The sequence below is a fragment of the Streptomyces sp. NPDC005799 genome, assembly GCF_040630525.1.
Lineage (GTDB): Bacteria > Actinomycetota > Actinomycetes > Streptomycetales > Streptomycetaceae > Streptomyces > Streptomyces griseorubiginosus_B.
In genome coordinates this window covers 46,292-62,213 of record NZ_JBEXXQ010000062.1, presented here as the reverse complement: position 1 = coordinate 62,213, position 15,922 = coordinate 46,292, and the positions used below count along the sequence as shown (strand labels likewise).

Below are 15,922 nucleotides of genomic sequence, written 5' to 3'. Positions count from 1 at the left end.
CAGACGCTGGCCCAGATCGAGCTGTTCACCAAGCCCGACGCCTACCCGACGGGTGTGTACACGCTGCCCAAGCACCTGGACGAGAAGGTCGCCCGTCTCCACCTGGACGCCCTCGGCGTGAAGCTGACCACGCTGCGCCCGGAGCAGGCCGCCTACATCGGCGTCGACGTCAAGGGCCCCTACAAGCCCGACCACTACCGCTACTGAGCGACCCATACCGGGTCCAGCCTTCCTCCATCGTGCCCCGACCCGAGGCGCCCACCCTGAGCCGCAGGTCCGTTCGGAGGAGGAAGCACGTGTCCGACAAGCAGCAGCACGTTCCGGTGCTGGTGGCTGGCGCGGGACTGGCCGGCCTGTGCACCGCCCTGTTCCTGTCCTGGCACGAGGTGCCCTGTCTGGTGGTGGAGCGTCACCGGGGCATCTCGCCGCACCCACGTGCGCGGGGCATCAACCCGCGGGCGATGGAGCTGATGCGCTCGGTCGGGCTGGAGGAGGAGGTACGGGCCACCGAGTCGGCCCGTGCCCTCGCCCGCAACACCGGGGTGCTGGCGGCCCAGTCGCTGGCCGGGCACCAGCTGGGCGCCCTGCACGAGCAGTACTTCATGGACGTACGCACCGATCTGAGCGCCCTGTCGCCGAGCGGCTGGTGCCTGTGCCACCAGGACGAGTTCGAACCGGTGGTCCGGCGGCGCGCGGAGGAACTCGGCGCCCGGTTCTCGTACTTCACCGAGCTGGAGTCCTTCGAGCAGGGCGCGGACGGTGTCACGGCCCGGCTGCGGGACCGGGAGAGCGGTGAGGTGCGCACGGTGACCGCCGACTATCTGGTCGGCGCGGACGGGCCGGCGAGTCCGGTGCGGGAGGCGCTCGGTATCGGGGTGGAGGGGCCGGGCACCACCGGGCACTTCCTCAACATCCACTTCGAGGCGGATCTCGCCGAGGAGCTCGGCGAGCGCCGGTTCATCATGTGCTACACGTTCAACGACGTGGTGCGCGGTGCGCTGATGCCGCTGGACAACGCGCGGCGCTGGCTGCTGCACGTGGTGTTCGACCCGGCCACCGAGGACGTCGCCTCCTTCACCGACGAGCGGTGCCGGGAGCTGGTGCGGGCCGCGGCCGGGGTGCCGGAGCTGGAGGTGAAGGTCCTCGGCGCGATCCCCTGGGAAGCCGCCGGGCGGACCGCGACCTCCTTCGGCGCGGGCCGGGTGTTCCTGGTGGGCGACGCAGCCCATGTGATGCCGCCCAGTGGGGCGTTCGGCTCCAACACCGGTGTGCAGGACGCGCACAACCTGGCGTGGAAACTGGCGGCGGTGCTGCGCGGCGAGGCCGGTACCGGGTTGCTCGACAGCTATGACGCCGAGCGGCGGCCGGTGTGCGCGGCCACCGTCGAGCAGGCGGTGCTGCGGTCCCAGGACCGTCCGCGACTCGCGGCGAAGGAGCCCGCGCCCGCCAACCCGGCGATCCACGCCGACACCGAGATCTGGTTCGGCTGGCAGTACCGGTCCGGCGCGGTGCTGCCGACGCCCGGCGACAGCGTGCCGGACGGTGTGTGGAACGGCGACCCGCGCGGACTGCCCGGCACGCGCGCCCCGCACGTCCCGCTCGTCCAGGACGGTCGGGAAGTCTCCACGCTGGACCTGTTCACCCGGGCGCCGGTGCTGCTCGCCGGGCCGGAGGCCGGGTCCTGGACGGACGCCGCCCGGGCCGCGGCGGACCGCGCGGGCATCAGCCTCGACGTCCTGCGGATCGGTGACGAACTGCGCGACCCGTCGGGCGGCTGGGCCGAGGTGTACGGCGTGGGCGCGGACGGCGCGGTGCTGGTGCGCCCCGACGGGGTGGTGGCCTGGCGCTCCCCCGCCGCGCGGGACGAGCCCGGGGCCGAACTCGACGACGTACTCAAGGCGCTGCTGGTGCGGTGACCGGCCCCGCCGCACTCCGCGACACGACGAGGGAGAGAGCATGTCTGGAATCACCGGCTGGGTGGACTGGTCCCGGGATCTGACCCGAGAACGCAGCACCGTCCTGGCCATGGCGGCGACGATGGCCCTGCGCGGCCCCGACGGCGAGGGCGTGTGGACGAGTCCGCGCGCCGCCCTGGGCCACCGGCATCTCGCGGTGTTCGACCTGGCGGGCGGCGGGCGGCAGCCGGTCGCCCTGGAGCACGACGGACGGGTCGTGGCGGTGGCCGCGCACAGCGGCTCGATCCTCAACCACGAGGAGCTGCGCGGCACGTTGTCCCGGCGCGGCCACCGCTTCCGGTACCGCGGCGACACCGAGACGCTGCTGCACGCCTATCTGGAGTGGGGTGCCGGGGCCGCGCAGCGGCTGGAGGGCACCTTCGCCGGTGTGGTGTGGGACGCGCGCCGCGAGGAGCTGTTCCTGGTGCGCGACCGGCTCGGTGTGGAGCCGCTGCTGTACTACCCCACCGCGACGGGGCTGGTGTTCGGCTCGGAGGCGAAGGCGATCCTGGCGCATCCGCAGGTCCAGCCGGAGGTGGACGCGGAGGGGCTGCAGGAGATCTTCACCTACTCCGGTACGCCGCATGTGGCGCCGTTCCGCGGGATGCACCGGCTGCGGGCCGGGCACCACCTGGTGGTGAGCGCGGGCGGCACGAGGCGCACGCGGTACTGGGGGGTGGACGCGGCCGAGCACACCGACGACCTCGACACCACCGTGGACACCATTCGCGGGCTGCTGGAGGAGAGCATCGAGCGCAACCTGCGCACCGAGGCGCCGGTGGGTTCGCTGCTGTCGGGCGGTCTGGACTCCAGTGGCGTGGTGGGGCTGGCCGGCCAGGAGCTGGCGCGGACCGGGCGGCGGATCCGTACCTTCACCGTGGACTTCGCCCGGCATTCGGAGAACTTCAAAGCCACCGACACCCGGCAGTCCCCGGACGCCCCCTACGCGGCCGACGTGGTGCGGCACCTGGACACCGACCACACCGGGGTGGTCCTGGACCCGGCGGAGCTCAGCGACGAGGTGGCGCGCTGGCAGGTGCTGCGCGCCAAGGACTACCCGACGCCGCTGGGCGACATGAACACCTCGCTGTATCTGCTGGCCCGCGCGGTGGGCGAGCACGACACGAAGGTGGTGCTCACCGGTGAGGCCGCCGACTCGCTGTTCCACGGGGTGGCCTGGAACCGGGACCCGGTGGAGTCGCGGATGGACACCTTCCCGTGGGTGGCGCGCGGGGTGGTGCGCGACGACGCCAAGGGTCTGGGCTGCGGTCTGTTCGACGAGTCGCTGCTGAAGGACCTGGCCCCGCTGGACTACGCGGCCCAGCGCTACCGCGAGTCGGTCTCCGAGGCCCCGCATCTGCCGGGCATGTCGGAGCAGGAACGGCACATGCGGGAGCTGTGCTGGGTGCATCTGACCAACTTCATGGAGAACCAGAACGGGCACACCGAGCGGCTGTTCAAGGCGGTGGGCCTGGAGGTGCGGATGCCGTACTGCGACCACCGGCTGGTGCAGTACGCCTACAACCTGCCCTGGGAGCTGCAGAACTTCGACGGCCGGGAGAAGAGCCTGCTGCGGGCCGCCGTACGGCATGTGCTGCCGCAGAGTGTGATCGAGCGGCGCAAGACGCCCTACCCGGTCACCCTCGACCCGGGCTACGAGCAGGCGCTGCGCGCGGAGATGCACGCCCTGCTGGACGATCCGCGGGCGCCGGTGCTGCCGTTGCTGGACGTGGCCGCGGTGCGGGCGACGCTGAAGGACCCGGAGGGGCTGAACCGCTGGGCCCGGCGGGCCAATGTGGAGCTGCCGCTGCAGCTGAACACGTGGCTGCGGCGCTACGGGATCCGCCTGGTGCTGTGAGCGGCGGGTGACGGACGAGGGCTCCGGGACGGTGTCGTCCCGGAGCCCTCGTCCTTTCCCGCACCCCGCTCCCTCCGGGTCCCTCAACCCGACGGGGCTCAGCGGTGGTTCAGTGGTGGTGCATGGCGTCCCCGTCCCCGTTGCCGTACAGGGTGCGCGGCGCGCTCGCCTCGGTGCCGGGCCGTACGACGGTGAACTGGCCCATCATTCCCTGGTCCTCGTGGCGCAGGACGTGGCAGTGGTACATGTACGGCGTCACCGGGTCGGTGAGGGTGTCGAACCGTACGGCGAGCCGGTGGGTGCCGAACTCGTGCAGATAGACGGTGTCCTTGGGGCCGCGGGTGTAGGCCGGGGGCTGTTTGCCGTTGATGTCGAGGAGGTGGAAGACGGCGCCGTGGACGTGGAAGACGTGCACCCACTCGTCGCCACGTTCGATCTCCCAGATCTCGGTGGCGCCGGCCGGCACGACCTCGTCGACGCGGGTCATCTCCATCGTCTCGTGGTTGATCTGCAGGCCGGTGAACTCGAAGTGCCTGCGCCGGGCGTCGGCCGGTGCCTCGACGGGGGCCGCCGCGCCGTCTAGGCGGGTGGGCAGCGGGGGTGATGGGCGCAGTCGGCGGGCGGCGCGCAGGGCGATGATGTCGAAGGTGTCGTCGCCGCCCATGAAGCGTTCGGTGGGGAAGCCGAGGTCGAGCGCGGGCTCGAAACTGCGCAGCACGGTCTCCTCGCCGGGCTTGAACTCCACGACGATCTCGGCGCGTTCGCCGGGTGCGAGCAGCAGCCGGTCCAGGGCGCGGGGCCGGGCGAGGAGTCCGGCGTCGGTGGCTACCTGGTGGAAGGTGCGTCCGTCGGTGAGGCCGAGCCAGTACAAGCGGGCGTTGGAGCCGTTGAGCAGCCGCAGCCGCACCCGGCGGGTGGTGACGGTGAAGTAGGGGTCGTAGGTGCCGTTGACGAGGATGGTGTCGCCGAGGACGCCCAGGTTGTCGACGCCGGCGACGGACTCGGCGAGTTTGGTCTCGGTGAAGTCGAGGGTGCCGTCGGCGTGGAAGTTCTTGTCCTGGATGACCAGGGGGACGTCGTCCACGCCGTACTCGGCGGGCAGTTCGGCGCGCCGGGAGTGCTCGTCGTCGAGGATGATCATCCCGGCGACGCCGCGGTAGACGTGGGTGCCGGTCGAGCCGTGCGGGTGCGGGTGGTACCAGAGGGTGGCGGCGGGCTGGTGGACCGTCCAGGCGGGGTGCCAGTCGGCGCCGGGGTCGATCATCTGGTGCGGGCCACCGTCCATGGCGGCGGGCAGCAGCATGCCGTGCCAGTGCAGGGTGGTGGCCTCGGGGAGGCGGTTGCGCACGGTGACGGCGACGCGGTCGCCGCGCCGGGCCCGCACAGTGGGCGCGAGGTAGGGGCCGTTGGCGCCCCAGGTGGGGGTGCTCTTCCCGGGCAGGAGGTGGCTGGTGCCGGCGGCGAGGGTGAGCGCGTAGTGCCGGCTGCCGTCGGCGGACGGCCTCGGGTCGAGGAGGCCGGGGACGCGGAGGCGGTTGCGGAAGGACAGCTGTCCCACGTTGCTGCGTTTGCGGCTCTGGTACGCGGTCAGGAACGTGGCACCCCAGCCGGCGCCCGCGGCCACGGCGACGCCTCCCGCGCCGAGGACGAACCGTCGGCGCGGGAGGCGGAGTGCTGGCGTCATGGAGAGGTCCTCGGGTCGGGTCTCGGTGACCCCACCCTCGGTCAGGCCGACTGAGCGCTGCTCGACGCCGGCTCGAGCCGGTGCACGACCTCGGTGACGGCCATGTCGCCGCCGCGCCGGTAGGGCTTGAGCCGCTGCCGGTGCAGGGTGTGGCGGTGGCTGACCTCGAAGGCGCGGAAGGCGGGCTCGTCGGCCCAGTCGGTGATGACGAAGTACACCGCCTCCTCCTCGGTGGACCGGACGAGGGTCTGGCCACGGTTGGCGGGTTCCTGGGCGATGGCCCGCCCGATGGACAGCCAGGTCCGTTCGAAGTCGGCGGTCATCTCGGGGTGGACCTCCATGCGGAGGATCACCCGCAGCGGCTCGGGGGTGTCGGTCACCGGATCTCCTTCTCGGCGGGCGGCCCGTCCAGCCGGAGCAGCCGCTTGGTCATGGCGCGCAGCACGGTGCGGGTGAAGATCGGCGCCTCGGTGCAGCGCCAGGCGACCACCCCGTCGGGCCGGACCAGGACGGCGCCCTGCGCGGTGACGCCGTACAGCTCGGGCCAGCGGTCGTCGAGGTCCTCCAGGTCGGTGCCGACGCCGTAGACCTGGACGGGGGTGCCCAGTTCGGCCGAGACCGAGCGGGCGGCCTCCTTCCAGGGGCGGTTGTCGGGGCCGGTGAGCAGCACCATCGAGCGGCCGAACAGGTCGTGCACGGAGATCTCGGACCCGCCGTGGCGCAGCCGCAGATGCGGGGCGCGGCTGCCGGGCCGGCCGTCGTTCTCGGCGGCCCAGGGTCCGTAGCCGGGCAGGATGCCCTCGTCCCAGGGCATCACCGCCATCGACCGGTAGCGGGCGGCGAGCCACACCAGCGGGTCCTGGACCAGCTCGGGGTCGGCGGGGTCGGGGTAGGCGGCCAGCAGCCGGGCGCGGTCCTTGGCCCGCAGCACCGCCTGTTCGACGGTGGCCGCGCACACCGGGCGCCGCTCCTCGTCGTAGGAGTCGAGGAGGTCGGGGTGGGCCCAGCCGTCCAGCACGGCGACGAGCTTCCAGGCCAGGTTGTGGGCGTCGATGATGCCGGTGCCGGCGTCGAAGCCGCCGCTGGGTGGCATCACATGGGCCGCGTCCCCGACGAGGAACACCTGGCCCTCGCGGAACCGGTCGGCGACCCTCGCCTCCCCGGTCCAGGCGCTGACGCTCTCGATGCGTGGTTCGAGATCCGCCAGGCCGGTGGCCGCCCGTACCAGGTCGGCGCAGCGCTCCTCGGTGAACCGGGCGGCGGGCTCCTGCTCCGGGTCATGGCGCAGATGCAGCAGCCAGTCGGCGCGGTTGTCCAGCGGCATCAACGAGCCGCGTACGTCGGGGTTGTCGACGTGGGCCATGATGAACCGGCGGCCCCGCAGCTCGCCGGTGAGGTCGGCGGTGAAGCGGACGGTGACGAAGTGGCCGAGGGTGCGGCCGTCGAAGCCGATGTCCAGCTGCTCGCGCACGGTGCCGCCGGTGCCGCCCGCGTCGACCAGACAGCAGGCCCTGATGCGGTGTTCGGCGCCGGTGTCCCGGTCGCGGACCACCGCCGAGATCCCGTCGTCGCCCCAGCCGTCCCGTTCGAAGGAGACCAGTTCGGCGTCGGGCCGCATCCGTACGCCCAGCCGTTCGGCCCGCTCCCGCAGGGCCTGTTCCAGCTCGCCCTCCTCGCACAGGCACCAGCTGGTGGGCGAGAGGCTGCCCAGGTCGGTGTTGACGTCGACGACGTACTTGGCGTCCAGGGCGCCCAGTTCGTGTCCGGCCAGCGACTCCACGGCGATGATGCCGGAGTTGTCCTTCAGGGCCCGCGCCGACGGCAGGTCCCGCACCTCCCGCTCCACCCCGAGGGAGCGCAGCAGTTCCATGGCGCGGGGGTGGACGCCGAGGATGCGCGGCGGCCGGAGCCGCTCCCGCCGGCCGCCCAGCAGGTAGCAGTCCACTCCTTGTCGGGCGAGGAACAGAGCCGTCGCCAGCCCGGCCGGCCCCGAGCCGGCCACCAGGACATCCGTGTTCCGGAGCGCGCTCCGGCCTGTACCGCTCACTGCGTCACATCCCTTCGACTGCTGCTACGGCTGCTGCTGCGGCCTGTGCTCCACGAGCACGGAGGCGTCCTTGTCGCCGTCGCCCGCCGCCACCACCGCGGCGAACCGCTCGCGCACTTCGGCAAGCACCGGCATCGCTGTGCCGTGCTGGGCGGCGGCCTCCAGGGCGAGCCGGATGTCCTTCTCCATCAACTGGGAACGGAAGAAGGCGGGTTCGTAGGCCTGCTTGAGCATCAGATCAGCGCGAAACCGCATCACCATCGAGCTGAACCCGCTCGCCGAGACCACGCTGATCAGCTGTTCGCGGTCCAGGCCGGCGGCGGTGCCGTAGGCCACGGCCTCGGAGAGGGAGGCGACCTGGGCGCCGAGCAGCAGGTTGAGGATGAGCTTCAGGCTGGCTGCGGTGCCGGGCGCGCCGACGTGCACGACCTCGCTGCCGATGGCCTCCAGCACGGGCCGGGCCTGGTACAGGTCGGCCGGGTCCCCGGCGACGTACACGCGCAGTTCGCCCTTGCGGGCCTGTAGCGGGTTGCCGACGACGCAGGCCTCCACGCGGCGCAGGCCGGCCGCGGCGAGCCGGTCGGCGGCCTGGCGGGCGTAGCCGGGTGAGACGGTGGAGGTGTCGACGACGACGGCGCCGGGCCTGAGGACCGGCACGACCCGGCTGAACAGGACCTCCTCGACGGCCTTCTCGTCGCTGAGGCTGAGCAGGACCACGTCGTGTCCGGCCGCCGCGCGCTCGGGGGCGTCGGCGAGCCTGGCGCCGGCCTCGACGAGCGGGGCGGCCTTGCTCGCGGTCCGGTTGTAGACGGTGAGCGCGTGCCCGGTGTCCAGCAGCCGCCGGGCCATGCCCCCGCCCATGTTGCCCAGGCCGATGAAGGCCAGCTGGGGTTTGGTGGTCATGGGGATTCCTCCGTGGATACCCCCGCCTTCTGGCGGGGGAGGAAACGGACTCCTGCGGAGCAGGGCAGGGAAAGCCGATGCGCCGCCAGGGCGGATCGGCTTTCACCGCCAACCACCCGCAGGTAAGTGGTAGTTTGTATGCCGCCCGGTCGGCGATAACCAAGCTGGCCGGGCCTACCGCCGGGCTGGCGGGATGTCAGGTCTGTGGAGCTGGCGTAAGACTGCTGGGCGTACCCACGTCCCTTGCCGTTGGTTCGGGGCAGCTGCTGTCTGAGAAGCAGAAAGCTCAACCCGCGAGGGAAGAATCTCCCTGCTTCAGCTGGGGGAGAAGTCAAGGTGGGTTCTCTTCTCGGTGTGGTGCGCGGTGCGTGCCGTGCGCGGGCGGGCGCTCAGTAGGCGGCGTCGACCTCGTAGACGGCGAACGGGGCGGCGGTGCGGGTGTCGCGGTAGGGCCGCAGCGGTGCGGTGTCCTCCCGGTGCTCGGCGCCCGCCTCCCAGGCGCGGAAGGCGTCCAGCGACTCCCAGCGGCTCATCACGGCCAGCGCGGTGGGGTCCAGCGGGCTGCGCAGCAGTTCGTTGCCGAGCATCCCGGGCACCTTCGAAAGCCGCCTGCTGACCTGGTGGTAGGCGGTGCGGACCGCGTCCAGCTGGTCGGCGTCGACGGCCGCCTGGTACACCAGCACCCGCACCTCACCGGGCATCGGCGGCCGCCCTGCCCCGGATGGCGTGCTGGACCTCCATGACGTGGAAGGAGCCGCCCTTGCGGAACGGGTGCAGCGTGGCGCGGTGTTCGAGGTGGCCGGGGCTGTCCTCGAACTCGCGGAAGCGCGGCTCGTCGACCCAGTCGCTGATGATGACGTACGTGCCGTCCGGCTCGCGGGCCAGCGACTGGCCGAGGTTGGCGGGGTGGCCGGTGACCGCGTCGGTGCCGGCCAGCCACGCCTGCTCGAACTCCGCGTCCTTGCCGGGCTCGATCTCCAGGCGCAGCATCACTCGGAAGGCCATCAGGAGATCCCCCCGTCGACGCCGATGGTGTTGCCGGTGACGTACCGGGACAGGTCGCTGGCCAGCCACAGGACGGCACCGGCCACCTCGTCGGGCTTGCCGAGCCGGCCGAGGGCGGTCTTGGCGCCGTAGCGCTCGGTCATCAGGTTCTTCTGGTCCTGGGGCATGGCGTGGAAGTTCTCGGTCTCGATGACGCCGAGGGCGACGACGTTGAAGCGGATGCCCTTGCCGCCGAACTCCTTGGCCAGCGAGCGGTTCAGACCGACGAGGGCGGCCTTGGTCGCGGTGTAGTGCGAGCGCAGCGGTATTCCGGCGTCGACGGCGCGGGAGCCGATGGAGATCACCGAGGAGCCCTCGCCGAGCAGCGGCAGCGCGTACTGGATGACCAGGTGGGCGCCGGTGAGGTTGGTGGCGATGATCCGCTGCCACTCCTCCAGGGACAGGTCGGCGTACGGGATGTGGCTGATCGCGCCCGCGTTGTTGACGAGCAGGTCGAGGCGGTCGCCGTGCAGTTCGCGGACCCGGGTGAGCAGGCCGGCGATCTCCTCGGGCCGCGAGAGGTCGGCGCGCAGCACGTGGTGGTTGCCGCCGGTCTCCTTCAGCTCCTCCTCCAGGCTGCTGACGAACTCGCTGGGGTGCTGGTAGCAGGTGATGACGTCGACGCCGGCCCGGGCGAGGGCCAGTACGACGCCCCGGCCGACACCGCGGGTGCCGCCGGTGACCAGGGCCTTCTTGCCTCGCAGTTCGAGGTCCATGGGGTGTTCCCTTTCGGAGCAGAAGTCGGAGCAGAAGTCGGAACGCGGGTGGTGGGGTTCAGAGCAGGAAGCCGAGCGCCGTGCAGTTGACGGCGAGGGCGGCGATGGTGATCCAGCTGCGCCGACTGTTCCAGGCGCCCCACTCGGGGCGCGGGTCCTCGAAGTCGGCGGGCAGGTTGTCCGGGTCGAGCGTGCGCATCCAGCGGTTGACCGGCGCGTTCTTGACGATCGCGATGACCGGGGTGGTCGCCGTGAGCAGCGCCGCCACGGCGAACAGCGCCTGCGCGGCCGGGTCGGGCGCGCCCGCGGCGAGGACCACGTCGAGGACGACCGTGCCGAGCAGGCAGATGGGCATGGTGGGGTCGTAGCGCTGTCCGAGGAAGGCGTGGGCGTACACGTAGCGGTCGACCGGCAGCGAGGCCATGTAGGGGAAGCCGCCGAGCTGGGTGCCGAGCATGACTCCGGCCGCGAGGCCGTTGAGCAGCAGGAGCAGCGGGGCGAGGACGGTGAGCACGAGAGGCCGCTCCCTCACCGGGCCACGGCGTGCGCCGCGGCTTCGACCTTCTGCTTGATGAGGTCCATCTGCACCAGGGTGTTGCGGTTGAGATGGGCGGTCATCTGCTCGTCGTCCACCGGCGCGGCGGGCTTCATGTGGAAGTCCTGCACCCAGCGCATCCGCACCCCGCCGCCGGGCTCCTCGGTGTACTCCCAGAAGATGGTCATGAACTCGAACGGCCCGGTCTCCACGCGCTCGGCGCGCACGGTGCGGGTCTCGCGGAAGCTGGTGCGCTTCGACACCCAGCTCCAGACCTGGCCGTCCTCGTCGGGGTGCATGGTGAGGCGGAAGACGACCGTGTCGCCGTCGCGCTCCAGGATCTCGGCGGAGGCGTACTCGCTGAACAGGTCGGGCCAGTTGGGCACGTCGTTGGTCATCTCCCACACCAGTTCCAGCGGTGCGTCGATGACGATGTGGTTGTCGGTGTGTCCGGCCATGATGCGTACGTTCCTTCCGTGTCGGCGGCCCAGGACGAGGGCCGGTGTCGGCGGCTCTGGACGAGGGCCGGTCTCAGCGGCCCAGGGCGAGAGCCGGTGTCAGCGGCCCAGGACGAGGGCCGAGGTGAAGCCGCCGTGGCCGCGGGCCAGCACCAGCGCGTGGCGCAGCGGGAGTTCCCGGGGCCGGTCGGTGACCAGGTCGATCTCCAGGCCGGGGGCCGGTTCGCGGACGCCGGCAGTGTGCGGGACGACGCCGTGGCGCAGGCTGAGCAGCGCGGTGGCCACGTCCAGCGGGGCGCCGCCGCCGTAGAGCCGTCCCGTCAGCGTCTTGGGCGCGGTGACCGGGACGGCACGCGGGCCGAAGACGCCGGTGATGGCCTCGGCCTCGTCACGGTCGTCGGCGGCGAGTCCGGCGGCGTCGGCGAAGACCACGTCGATGTCGGCGGGCGCGAGGCCTGCGTCGCGCAGGGCGGCCTCGGCGGTACGGCGCAGCGCGCGCGGCCGTCCCGACTCGGGCGCCGGGTCGAAGCCGGCCGCGTAGCCGAGGATCCGGCCGTAGCCGGTGCCGCGCTCGGCGGCGGCTTCGGCGCTCTCCAGGACGAGGATCGCCCCGCCCTCCCCCGGCAGATACCCGGACGCCTCGGCGTCGAAGGGCAGATAGGCGCGCTCCGGGTCGGGGACCCGGGAGAGCTTGCCGGTGGTGAGCTGGGCGCTGAGCCCGTAGGGGCACAGGGAGGCGTCGGTGCCGCCGGTGACGACGAGCCGCGCACCCTTGCGGGTGAGCCGGCGCGCCTGTCCGAGGGCGTCCAGACCGCCGGCCTGCTCGCAGGCGAGCACCCCGCACGGGCCGCGCATCTTGTGCCGGATGGAGAGCTGGCCGGTGGTGGCCGCGTAGAACCAGGCGATCGACTGGTAGGCGCCGACCCAGGTGGGGTCGTGCTGGTAGAGCGCGGTCATCTCCTTCTGCCCGAACTCCGTGCCGCCGGAGGACGAGGAGGTGACCACCGCCTTCTCGTACTCGGGGATCGCCTCGATGTCGGCGCCGGAGTCCGCGAGCGCCGCCTCCCCGGCGGCGAAGGCGAGGTGGGTCCAGTGGTCGGTCTGGGAGATCAGCCGGCTGGGCACGCCGGCCTCGGTGTCGAAACCGGGGACCTGACCGGCGTACCGCACCGGGTAGTTCGTCGGGTCGAAGCGTTCGATGCGGCCGATGCCCGACTTGCCGGCCAGTACCGAGGCCCAGTGCGCCTCGACGCCGATGCCGGTCGGCGCGACGATGCCGAGGCCAGTGATCACCGGGGTCGCGGTGGAGGGTGACGCGGTGGAGGTGGACGCGGTCATCGCTCAGTCACTCCTTCCGGCCGCGGCCGCCGCGGTGCCCGGACGGGCCAGCAGCATCGCGGTCTGGAAGCCGCCGAATCCGCTGCCGACGCTGAGCACGACGTCCATGGCGTGCTCGCGGGCGGTGACCGGGACGTAGTCCAGGTCGCACAGCGGGTCCTTGGTCTTGAGGTTGGCGGTCGGCGGTACCACCTGGCGGTCCAGGGCGAGCGCGCAGGCGGCGACCTCGATGGAGCCGATGGCGCCCAGCGAGTGGCCGACCATGGACTTGATGGAGCTGACCGGGATGTCGTAGGCGTGGTCGCCGAGCGACCGCTTGAACGCGGCGGTCTCGTGCCGGTCGTTCTGCTTGGTGCCCGAACCGTGCGCGTTGACGTAGTCGACGGCGGTCGGGTCGAGCCTGGCCTGGTCGAGGGCGACGGTGATCGCCTCGGCCATCTCCCGGCCGTCCGGCTTGAGCCCGGTCATGTGGTACGCGTTGCTGCGCCCGGCGAAGCCGACGATCTCGGCGTAGATCCGGGCGCCCCGGGCGAGGGCGGCCTCGCGCTCCTCGATGACCAGCACCGCGGAGCCCTCGGCGAGCACGAAGCCGTCCCGGTCCCCGTCGAAGGGGCGTGAGGCGTGCTCCGGGTCGTCGTTGTTGGGCGTCGTCGCCTTGATGGCGTCGAAGCAGGCGGACGTGATGGGGGAGATGGGGGCGTCGGTGGCGCCGGCCACGGCGATGTCGGCGGAGCCCTCCTCGATCAGCTGCACGGCGTGGCCGATGGAGTCCAGGCCCGAGGTGCAGCCGGTGGAGACCAGCGCGACCGGGCCCTCGGCGCCCACCTCCCAGGCGACCTCGGCCGCCAGGGTGGAGGGGATCATGTAGCCGTACAGGTGCGGTACGCCGTACTCGTGGTCGACGAGCCACTTGCGGCCGCTGTCGGAGAGGGTGACGTACTCCTCCTCCAGGCCCATGGTGCAGCCGACGGCGCTGCCGATGGAGACGGCGACGCGTTCGGGGGCCAGGGCGGCGAGTTCGATGCCGCTGTCGGCGACCGCCTCGCGGGCGCTGACCACGGCGAACTGCGCGGCGCGGTCCATCCGGCGGATCTGCCGGGGGGTCAGGCCGGCGGCGGCCGGATCGAAGTCCACCTCGGCGGCGACCCGCGAACGGAAGGCACCCGCGTCGAAGAGCGAGATCAGCCGGGTGGCGGTACGGCCCTCGGACAGCGTGCGCCAGAACGCCTCCCGGCCCACGCCGCCCGGGGCGACCGCGCCGACCCCGGTGATGACGGCCCGACGGGTCACGGCGTCCCACCCACGTCCGGGTTGGACTGCTCCGGGCGCTGCGCCTGCTCGGTGTCGACGTGGCCGAGCTCGGGGCGCGGCGCGAGGGGCGACAGGTGGAAGGAGCAACGGGCGGTGATGTCACCGGTGTTGACCAGACGGTGACGGACGCCGATCGGCACGAGCAGCGAGTCGCCGGCGGTGAGGCTGACCTGCTGCCCGTCCAGGCGCATCTCCAGGGTGCCGTCGATGACGTGCAGGAACTCCTCGGAGTACGGGTGGTAGTGCTCGGTGACCCAGTCACCGGGCTCGAGGGTCATGACGCCGCCGAAACCTGAGGTGCAGCCCACGGTCTTGGGGCTGAGGGTGACGCGGAGGTCGCCCCCGCGCTTGGTGTTGGCCTCGACCTCGTGCGACGACACCTTCACGGTGCGGCTGATGGCGGTGGTCACTGGATCCGTCCTCCGTCCTTGGTCCAGACGTAGAAGGGCTCGGCCATGGCGTCCTTGGGCTCCTTCCAGTCCGGGTCGTAGGGCTCCACGCACTGCGCGAGCCGGGTGTTGATGTCGTCGTAGAGCGGGTGGCTGCGGGCGCGGTAGAGGTTCGCGCTGATGTCCTCGTCGGCCTCGACCAGGTGGAAGTAGAGGCCGTGGAACTTGAACAGGGTGCGGCGGCTGACACCGATCATGTGCGGCAGCTCGGTGCCGTCCGACTCGTCGAAGATCTTCGCGATGTCGTCCGTCTTGTCCGGACGGAGCTTGGCGACGATCAGGGTGCGGTGCACGGAGTACCTCCTGGTCCGGTTGCCCGATGAACACCGGCCCTCGGCGGGGCGGTCGACGGGGAACGTCCCACCGCGGACTACAGACCCACTCGAATCGCCCTGCAGCACCGGCCTGTTCGGACAAGACCCCGTGGCCCGGCGGACGGAGACAGCAACGGAAACGCAAACGCAAACGGGAACGGGAACGGGAACGGGACGACCTGGCCGGGCACCGGAGCGTCTCCGCGGCAACGGCGTCCCCTCACACCGTGCGACGAGCGAGGCACGGAAGCGCGGACCGCGGTGCGGGGGCGAGGCACGGGAACGCGGACCACCACACGGTACGGGCGCCAGGCGCGGGAGCACGGACCACCACACGGTACGGGCGCCAGGCGCAGGAGCACGGACCACCACACGGTACGGGCGCCAGGCGCAGGAGCACGGACCACCACACGGTACGGGCGCCCGGCGCGGGAGCACGGACCACCGCACGGTACGGGGGCCCGGGCAGCCCAAGACGAGGCGGGGTCCACGGACGGCCCACGCAGCGCAGCGCCCTCGCCGCAGAAGACTCCCGTCCCGCTGCGCGAGACGCGCGGCAGCGCGGCCCACCCCACGGTGCTGGGGCCCGGGCAGCGTGGCATGGGCAGCGTGGCATGGGCAGCGCGGAGAGCCGTACGGGGCGGCGGTGCCCCGTGTGGTCGCCCGCCGCGCCGACAGACCACCAGCACCCCGACCCCGACTCCCTGCCGCTCCCCGCGCGGGGCAGGACGGAACGTCCGGTGACCACCTGAGCCACGGCATCACCCGGCTGAGCGCTCTCGCGGCCAGCGTGACGCCCCGCTCGGTTCGAGTCGTTCTCGTGGGGGGTGGGGTGTCGTGGCGGGGACAACCCCGATCTAGTGAGGGACTGGTATGCCGTTCGCAGCCATCACGTATGACATCAAGCCCGGGTACGAGGCCGAACTCGCCGCGATATTCGGGGACTTCAAGCGGGTGCGGAGCAGTCGGGTTCAGGACGAGCGGGGGGAGGCGGCCGGCACGATCCTGGCCACCGCCGTCTTCCTGCGCGACGACACGCTGGTCCGGGTCATCGAGTACACCGGCGACCTGGAGGCCGTGGCCCGGCACATGGCGTCGCAGCCCGGGGTGCGCGAGGTCGAGGCCAAGCTGAAGCCGTACCTGAGCAAGCCCCGGGACACCGACACGGTGGAGGGCTTCGTCGCCACCTTCAAGCGCAGCCTGCTGAACACGGTCGCGCAGATCTCGGTGCGGGACATCCCGAGCGCGGCCTGACACGGGCATGGTGCGGCGGCCGTACGGGCACACGTACGGCCGCCGCACCATGGGGC

17 protein-coding genes are annotated in these 15,922 nt (G+C 72.1%); 4 read left to right on the top strand and 13 right to left on the bottom strand.

All coding sequences use genetic code 11. The features are described from left to right. The 3 genes from ABZ453_RS41935 to asnB form a co-directional block, all read left to right on the top strand. The coding region (locus ABZ453_RS41935) for an adenosylhomocysteinase (protein ID WP_359023828.1) at window positions 1-207 on the top strand (207 nt) is incomplete at its 5' end. A gap of 89 nt (window positions 208-296) precedes the next feature. Beyond that, window positions 297-1,916, top strand: a complete 1,620-nt coding sequence (locus tag ABZ453_RS41930) for an FAD-dependent monooxygenase (protein WP_359023826.1) — start codon at window positions 297-299, stop codon at window positions 1,914-1,916. Between the two features lie 40 nt (window positions 1,917-1,956). Next, window positions 1,957-3,813 carry an asparagine synthase (glutamine-hydrolyzing) gene (gene asnB / locus ABZ453_RS41925; protein ID WP_359023824.1) on the top strand — a complete coding sequence of 619 codons (1,857 nt, stop codon included), beginning with the start codon at window positions 1,957-1,959 and terminating at the stop codon, window positions 3,811-3,813. A 109-nt stretch (window positions 3,814-3,922) separates the two neighbouring features. Here asnB and ABZ453_RS41920 read toward each other — a convergent pair whose 3' ends face one another. From ABZ453_RS41920 to ABZ453_RS41860, 13 genes are all read right to left on the bottom strand, one after another. Next, window positions 3,923-5,497, bottom strand: a complete 1,575-nt coding sequence (locus ABZ453_RS41920; protein WP_359023822.1) for a multicopper oxidase domain-containing protein — start codon at window positions 5,495-5,497, stop codon at window positions 3,923-3,925. A 41-nt stretch (window positions 5,498-5,538) separates the two neighbouring features. Then, a complete protein-coding gene (locus ABZ453_RS41915; RefSeq protein ID WP_359023820.1) occupies window positions 5,539-5,877 on the bottom strand; it encodes an antibiotic biosynthesis monooxygenase family protein in 339 nt (112 codons plus the stop codon). Continuing rightward, on the bottom strand, window positions 5,874-7,544 hold the full coding sequence (locus tag ABZ453_RS41910) for an FAD-dependent monooxygenase (protein WP_359023818.1): 1,671 nt from the start codon (window positions 7,542-7,544) through the stop codon (window positions 5,874-5,876). Before ABZ453_RS41910 ends, ABZ453_RS41915 begins: the two co-directional genes overlap by 4 nt. Window positions 7,545-7,568: 24 nt before the next feature. Then, window positions 7,569-8,447 (bottom strand): NAD(P)-dependent oxidoreductase, encoded by an 879-nt coding sequence (locus ABZ453_RS41905; RefSeq protein ID WP_359023816.1) that lies wholly within the window; start codon window positions 8,445-8,447, stop codon window positions 7,569-7,571. Between the two features lie 389 nt (window positions 8,448-8,836). Beyond that, window positions 8,837-9,148 carry an antibiotic biosynthesis monooxygenase family protein gene (locus ABZ453_RS41900; RefSeq protein WP_356772589.1) on the bottom strand — a complete coding sequence of 104 codons (312 nt, stop codon included), beginning with the start codon at window positions 9,146-9,148 and terminating at the stop codon, window positions 8,837-8,839. After that, the gene (locus ABZ453_RS41895; protein ID WP_133048846.1) at window positions 9,138-9,452 is read right to left on the bottom strand and encodes an antibiotic biosynthesis monooxygenase family protein; all 315 of its coding nucleotides are present in this window, start codon (window positions 9,450-9,452) and stop codon (window positions 9,138-9,140) included. Before ABZ453_RS41895 ends, ABZ453_RS41900 begins: the two co-directional genes overlap by 11 nt. Then, a complete protein-coding gene (locus ABZ453_RS41890; protein ID WP_133048847.1) occupies window positions 9,452-10,207 on the bottom strand; it encodes an SDR family NAD(P)-dependent oxidoreductase in 756 nt (251 codons plus the stop codon). The genes ABZ453_RS41895 and ABZ453_RS41890 overlap by 1 nt, the downstream gene beginning before the upstream one ends. 58 nt (window positions 10,208-10,265) lie before the next feature. Further along, entirely contained in the window at window positions 10,266-10,721 is a 456-nt protein-coding gene (locus ABZ453_RS41885; RefSeq protein WP_359023813.1) for an anthrone oxygenase family protein, read from the bottom strand. 14 nt (window positions 10,722-10,735) lie between these two features. Then, complete coding sequence (locus tag ABZ453_RS41880) at window positions 10,736-11,200, bottom strand: SRPBCC family protein (RefSeq protein WP_208781012.1); 465 nt, start codon at window positions 11,198-11,200, stop codon at window positions 10,736-10,738. Between the two features lie 99 nt (window positions 11,201-11,299). Next, on the bottom strand, window positions 11,300-12,538 hold the full coding sequence (locus ABZ453_RS41875; protein WP_359023810.1) for a ketosynthase chain-length factor: 1,239 nt from the start codon (window positions 12,536-12,538) through the stop codon (window positions 11,300-11,302). 3 nt (window positions 12,539-12,541) lie between these two features. Further along, window positions 12,542-13,828 carry a beta-ketoacyl-[acyl-carrier-protein] synthase family protein gene (locus tag ABZ453_RS41870; protein WP_133048850.1) on the bottom strand — a complete coding sequence of 429 codons (1,287 nt, stop codon included), beginning with the start codon at window positions 13,826-13,828 and terminating at the stop codon, window positions 12,542-12,544. Beyond that, on the bottom strand, window positions 13,825-14,259 hold the full coding sequence (locus ABZ453_RS41865; protein WP_133048851.1) for a cupin domain-containing protein: 435 nt from the start codon (window positions 14,257-14,259) through the stop codon (window positions 13,825-13,827). The genes ABZ453_RS41870 and ABZ453_RS41865 overlap by 4 nt, the downstream gene beginning before the upstream one ends. Continuing rightward, window positions 14,256-14,591 (bottom strand): TcmI family type II polyketide cyclase, encoded by a 336-nt coding sequence (locus ABZ453_RS41860; protein WP_133048852.1) that lies wholly within the window; start codon window positions 14,589-14,591, stop codon window positions 14,256-14,258. Before ABZ453_RS41860 ends, ABZ453_RS41865 begins: the two co-directional genes overlap by 4 nt. An 894-nt stretch (window positions 14,592-15,485) precedes the next feature. Between ABZ453_RS41860 and ABZ453_RS41855 the strand changes: the two genes are divergently transcribed. Then, window positions 15,486-15,866 carry a SchA/CurD-like domain-containing protein gene (locus ABZ453_RS41855; RefSeq protein WP_359023807.1) on the top strand — a complete coding sequence of 127 codons (381 nt, stop codon included), beginning with the start codon at window positions 15,486-15,488 and terminating at the stop codon, window positions 15,864-15,866. The last annotated feature ends 56 nt before the right edge of the window (window positions 15,867-15,922 follow it).

Excerpts from the sequence above, each read along its gene's own strand:
- asnB (WP_359023824.1), top strand. The coding sequence starts at position 1,957 with ATGTCTGGAATCACCGGCTGGGTGGACTGGTCCCGGGATCTGACCCGA.
- ABZ453_RS41920 (WP_359023822.1), bottom strand. The coding sequence starts at position 5,497 with ATGACGCCAGCACTCCGCCTCCCGCGCCGACGGTTCGTCCTCGGCGCG.
- ABZ453_RS41905 (WP_359023816.1), bottom strand. The coding sequence starts at position 8,447 with ATGACCACCAAACCCCAGCTGGCCTTCATCGGCCTGGGCAACATGGGC.
- ABZ453_RS41900 (WP_356772589.1), bottom strand. The coding sequence starts at position 9,148 with ATGCCCGGTGAGGTGCGGGTGCTGGTGTACCAGGCGGCCGTCGACGCC.
- ABZ453_RS41895 (WP_133048846.1), bottom strand. The coding sequence starts at position 9,452 with ATGGCCTTCCGAGTGATGCTGCGCCTGGAGATCGAGCCCGGCAAGGAC.
- ABZ453_RS41890 (WP_133048847.1), bottom strand. The coding sequence starts at position 10,207 with ATGGACCTCGAACTGCGAGGCAAGAAGGCCCTGGTCACCGGCGGCACC.
- ABZ453_RS41880 (WP_208781012.1), bottom strand. The coding sequence starts at position 11,200 with ATGGCCGGACACACCGACAACCACATCGTCATCGACGCACCGCTGGAA.
- ABZ453_RS41875 (WP_359023810.1), bottom strand. The coding sequence starts at position 12,538 with ATGACCGCGTCCACCTCCACCGCGTCACCCTCCACCGCGACCCCGGTG.
- ABZ453_RS41855 (WP_359023807.1), top strand. The coding sequence starts at position 15,486 with ATGCCGTTCGCAGCCATCACGTATGACATCAAGCCCGGGTACGAGGCC.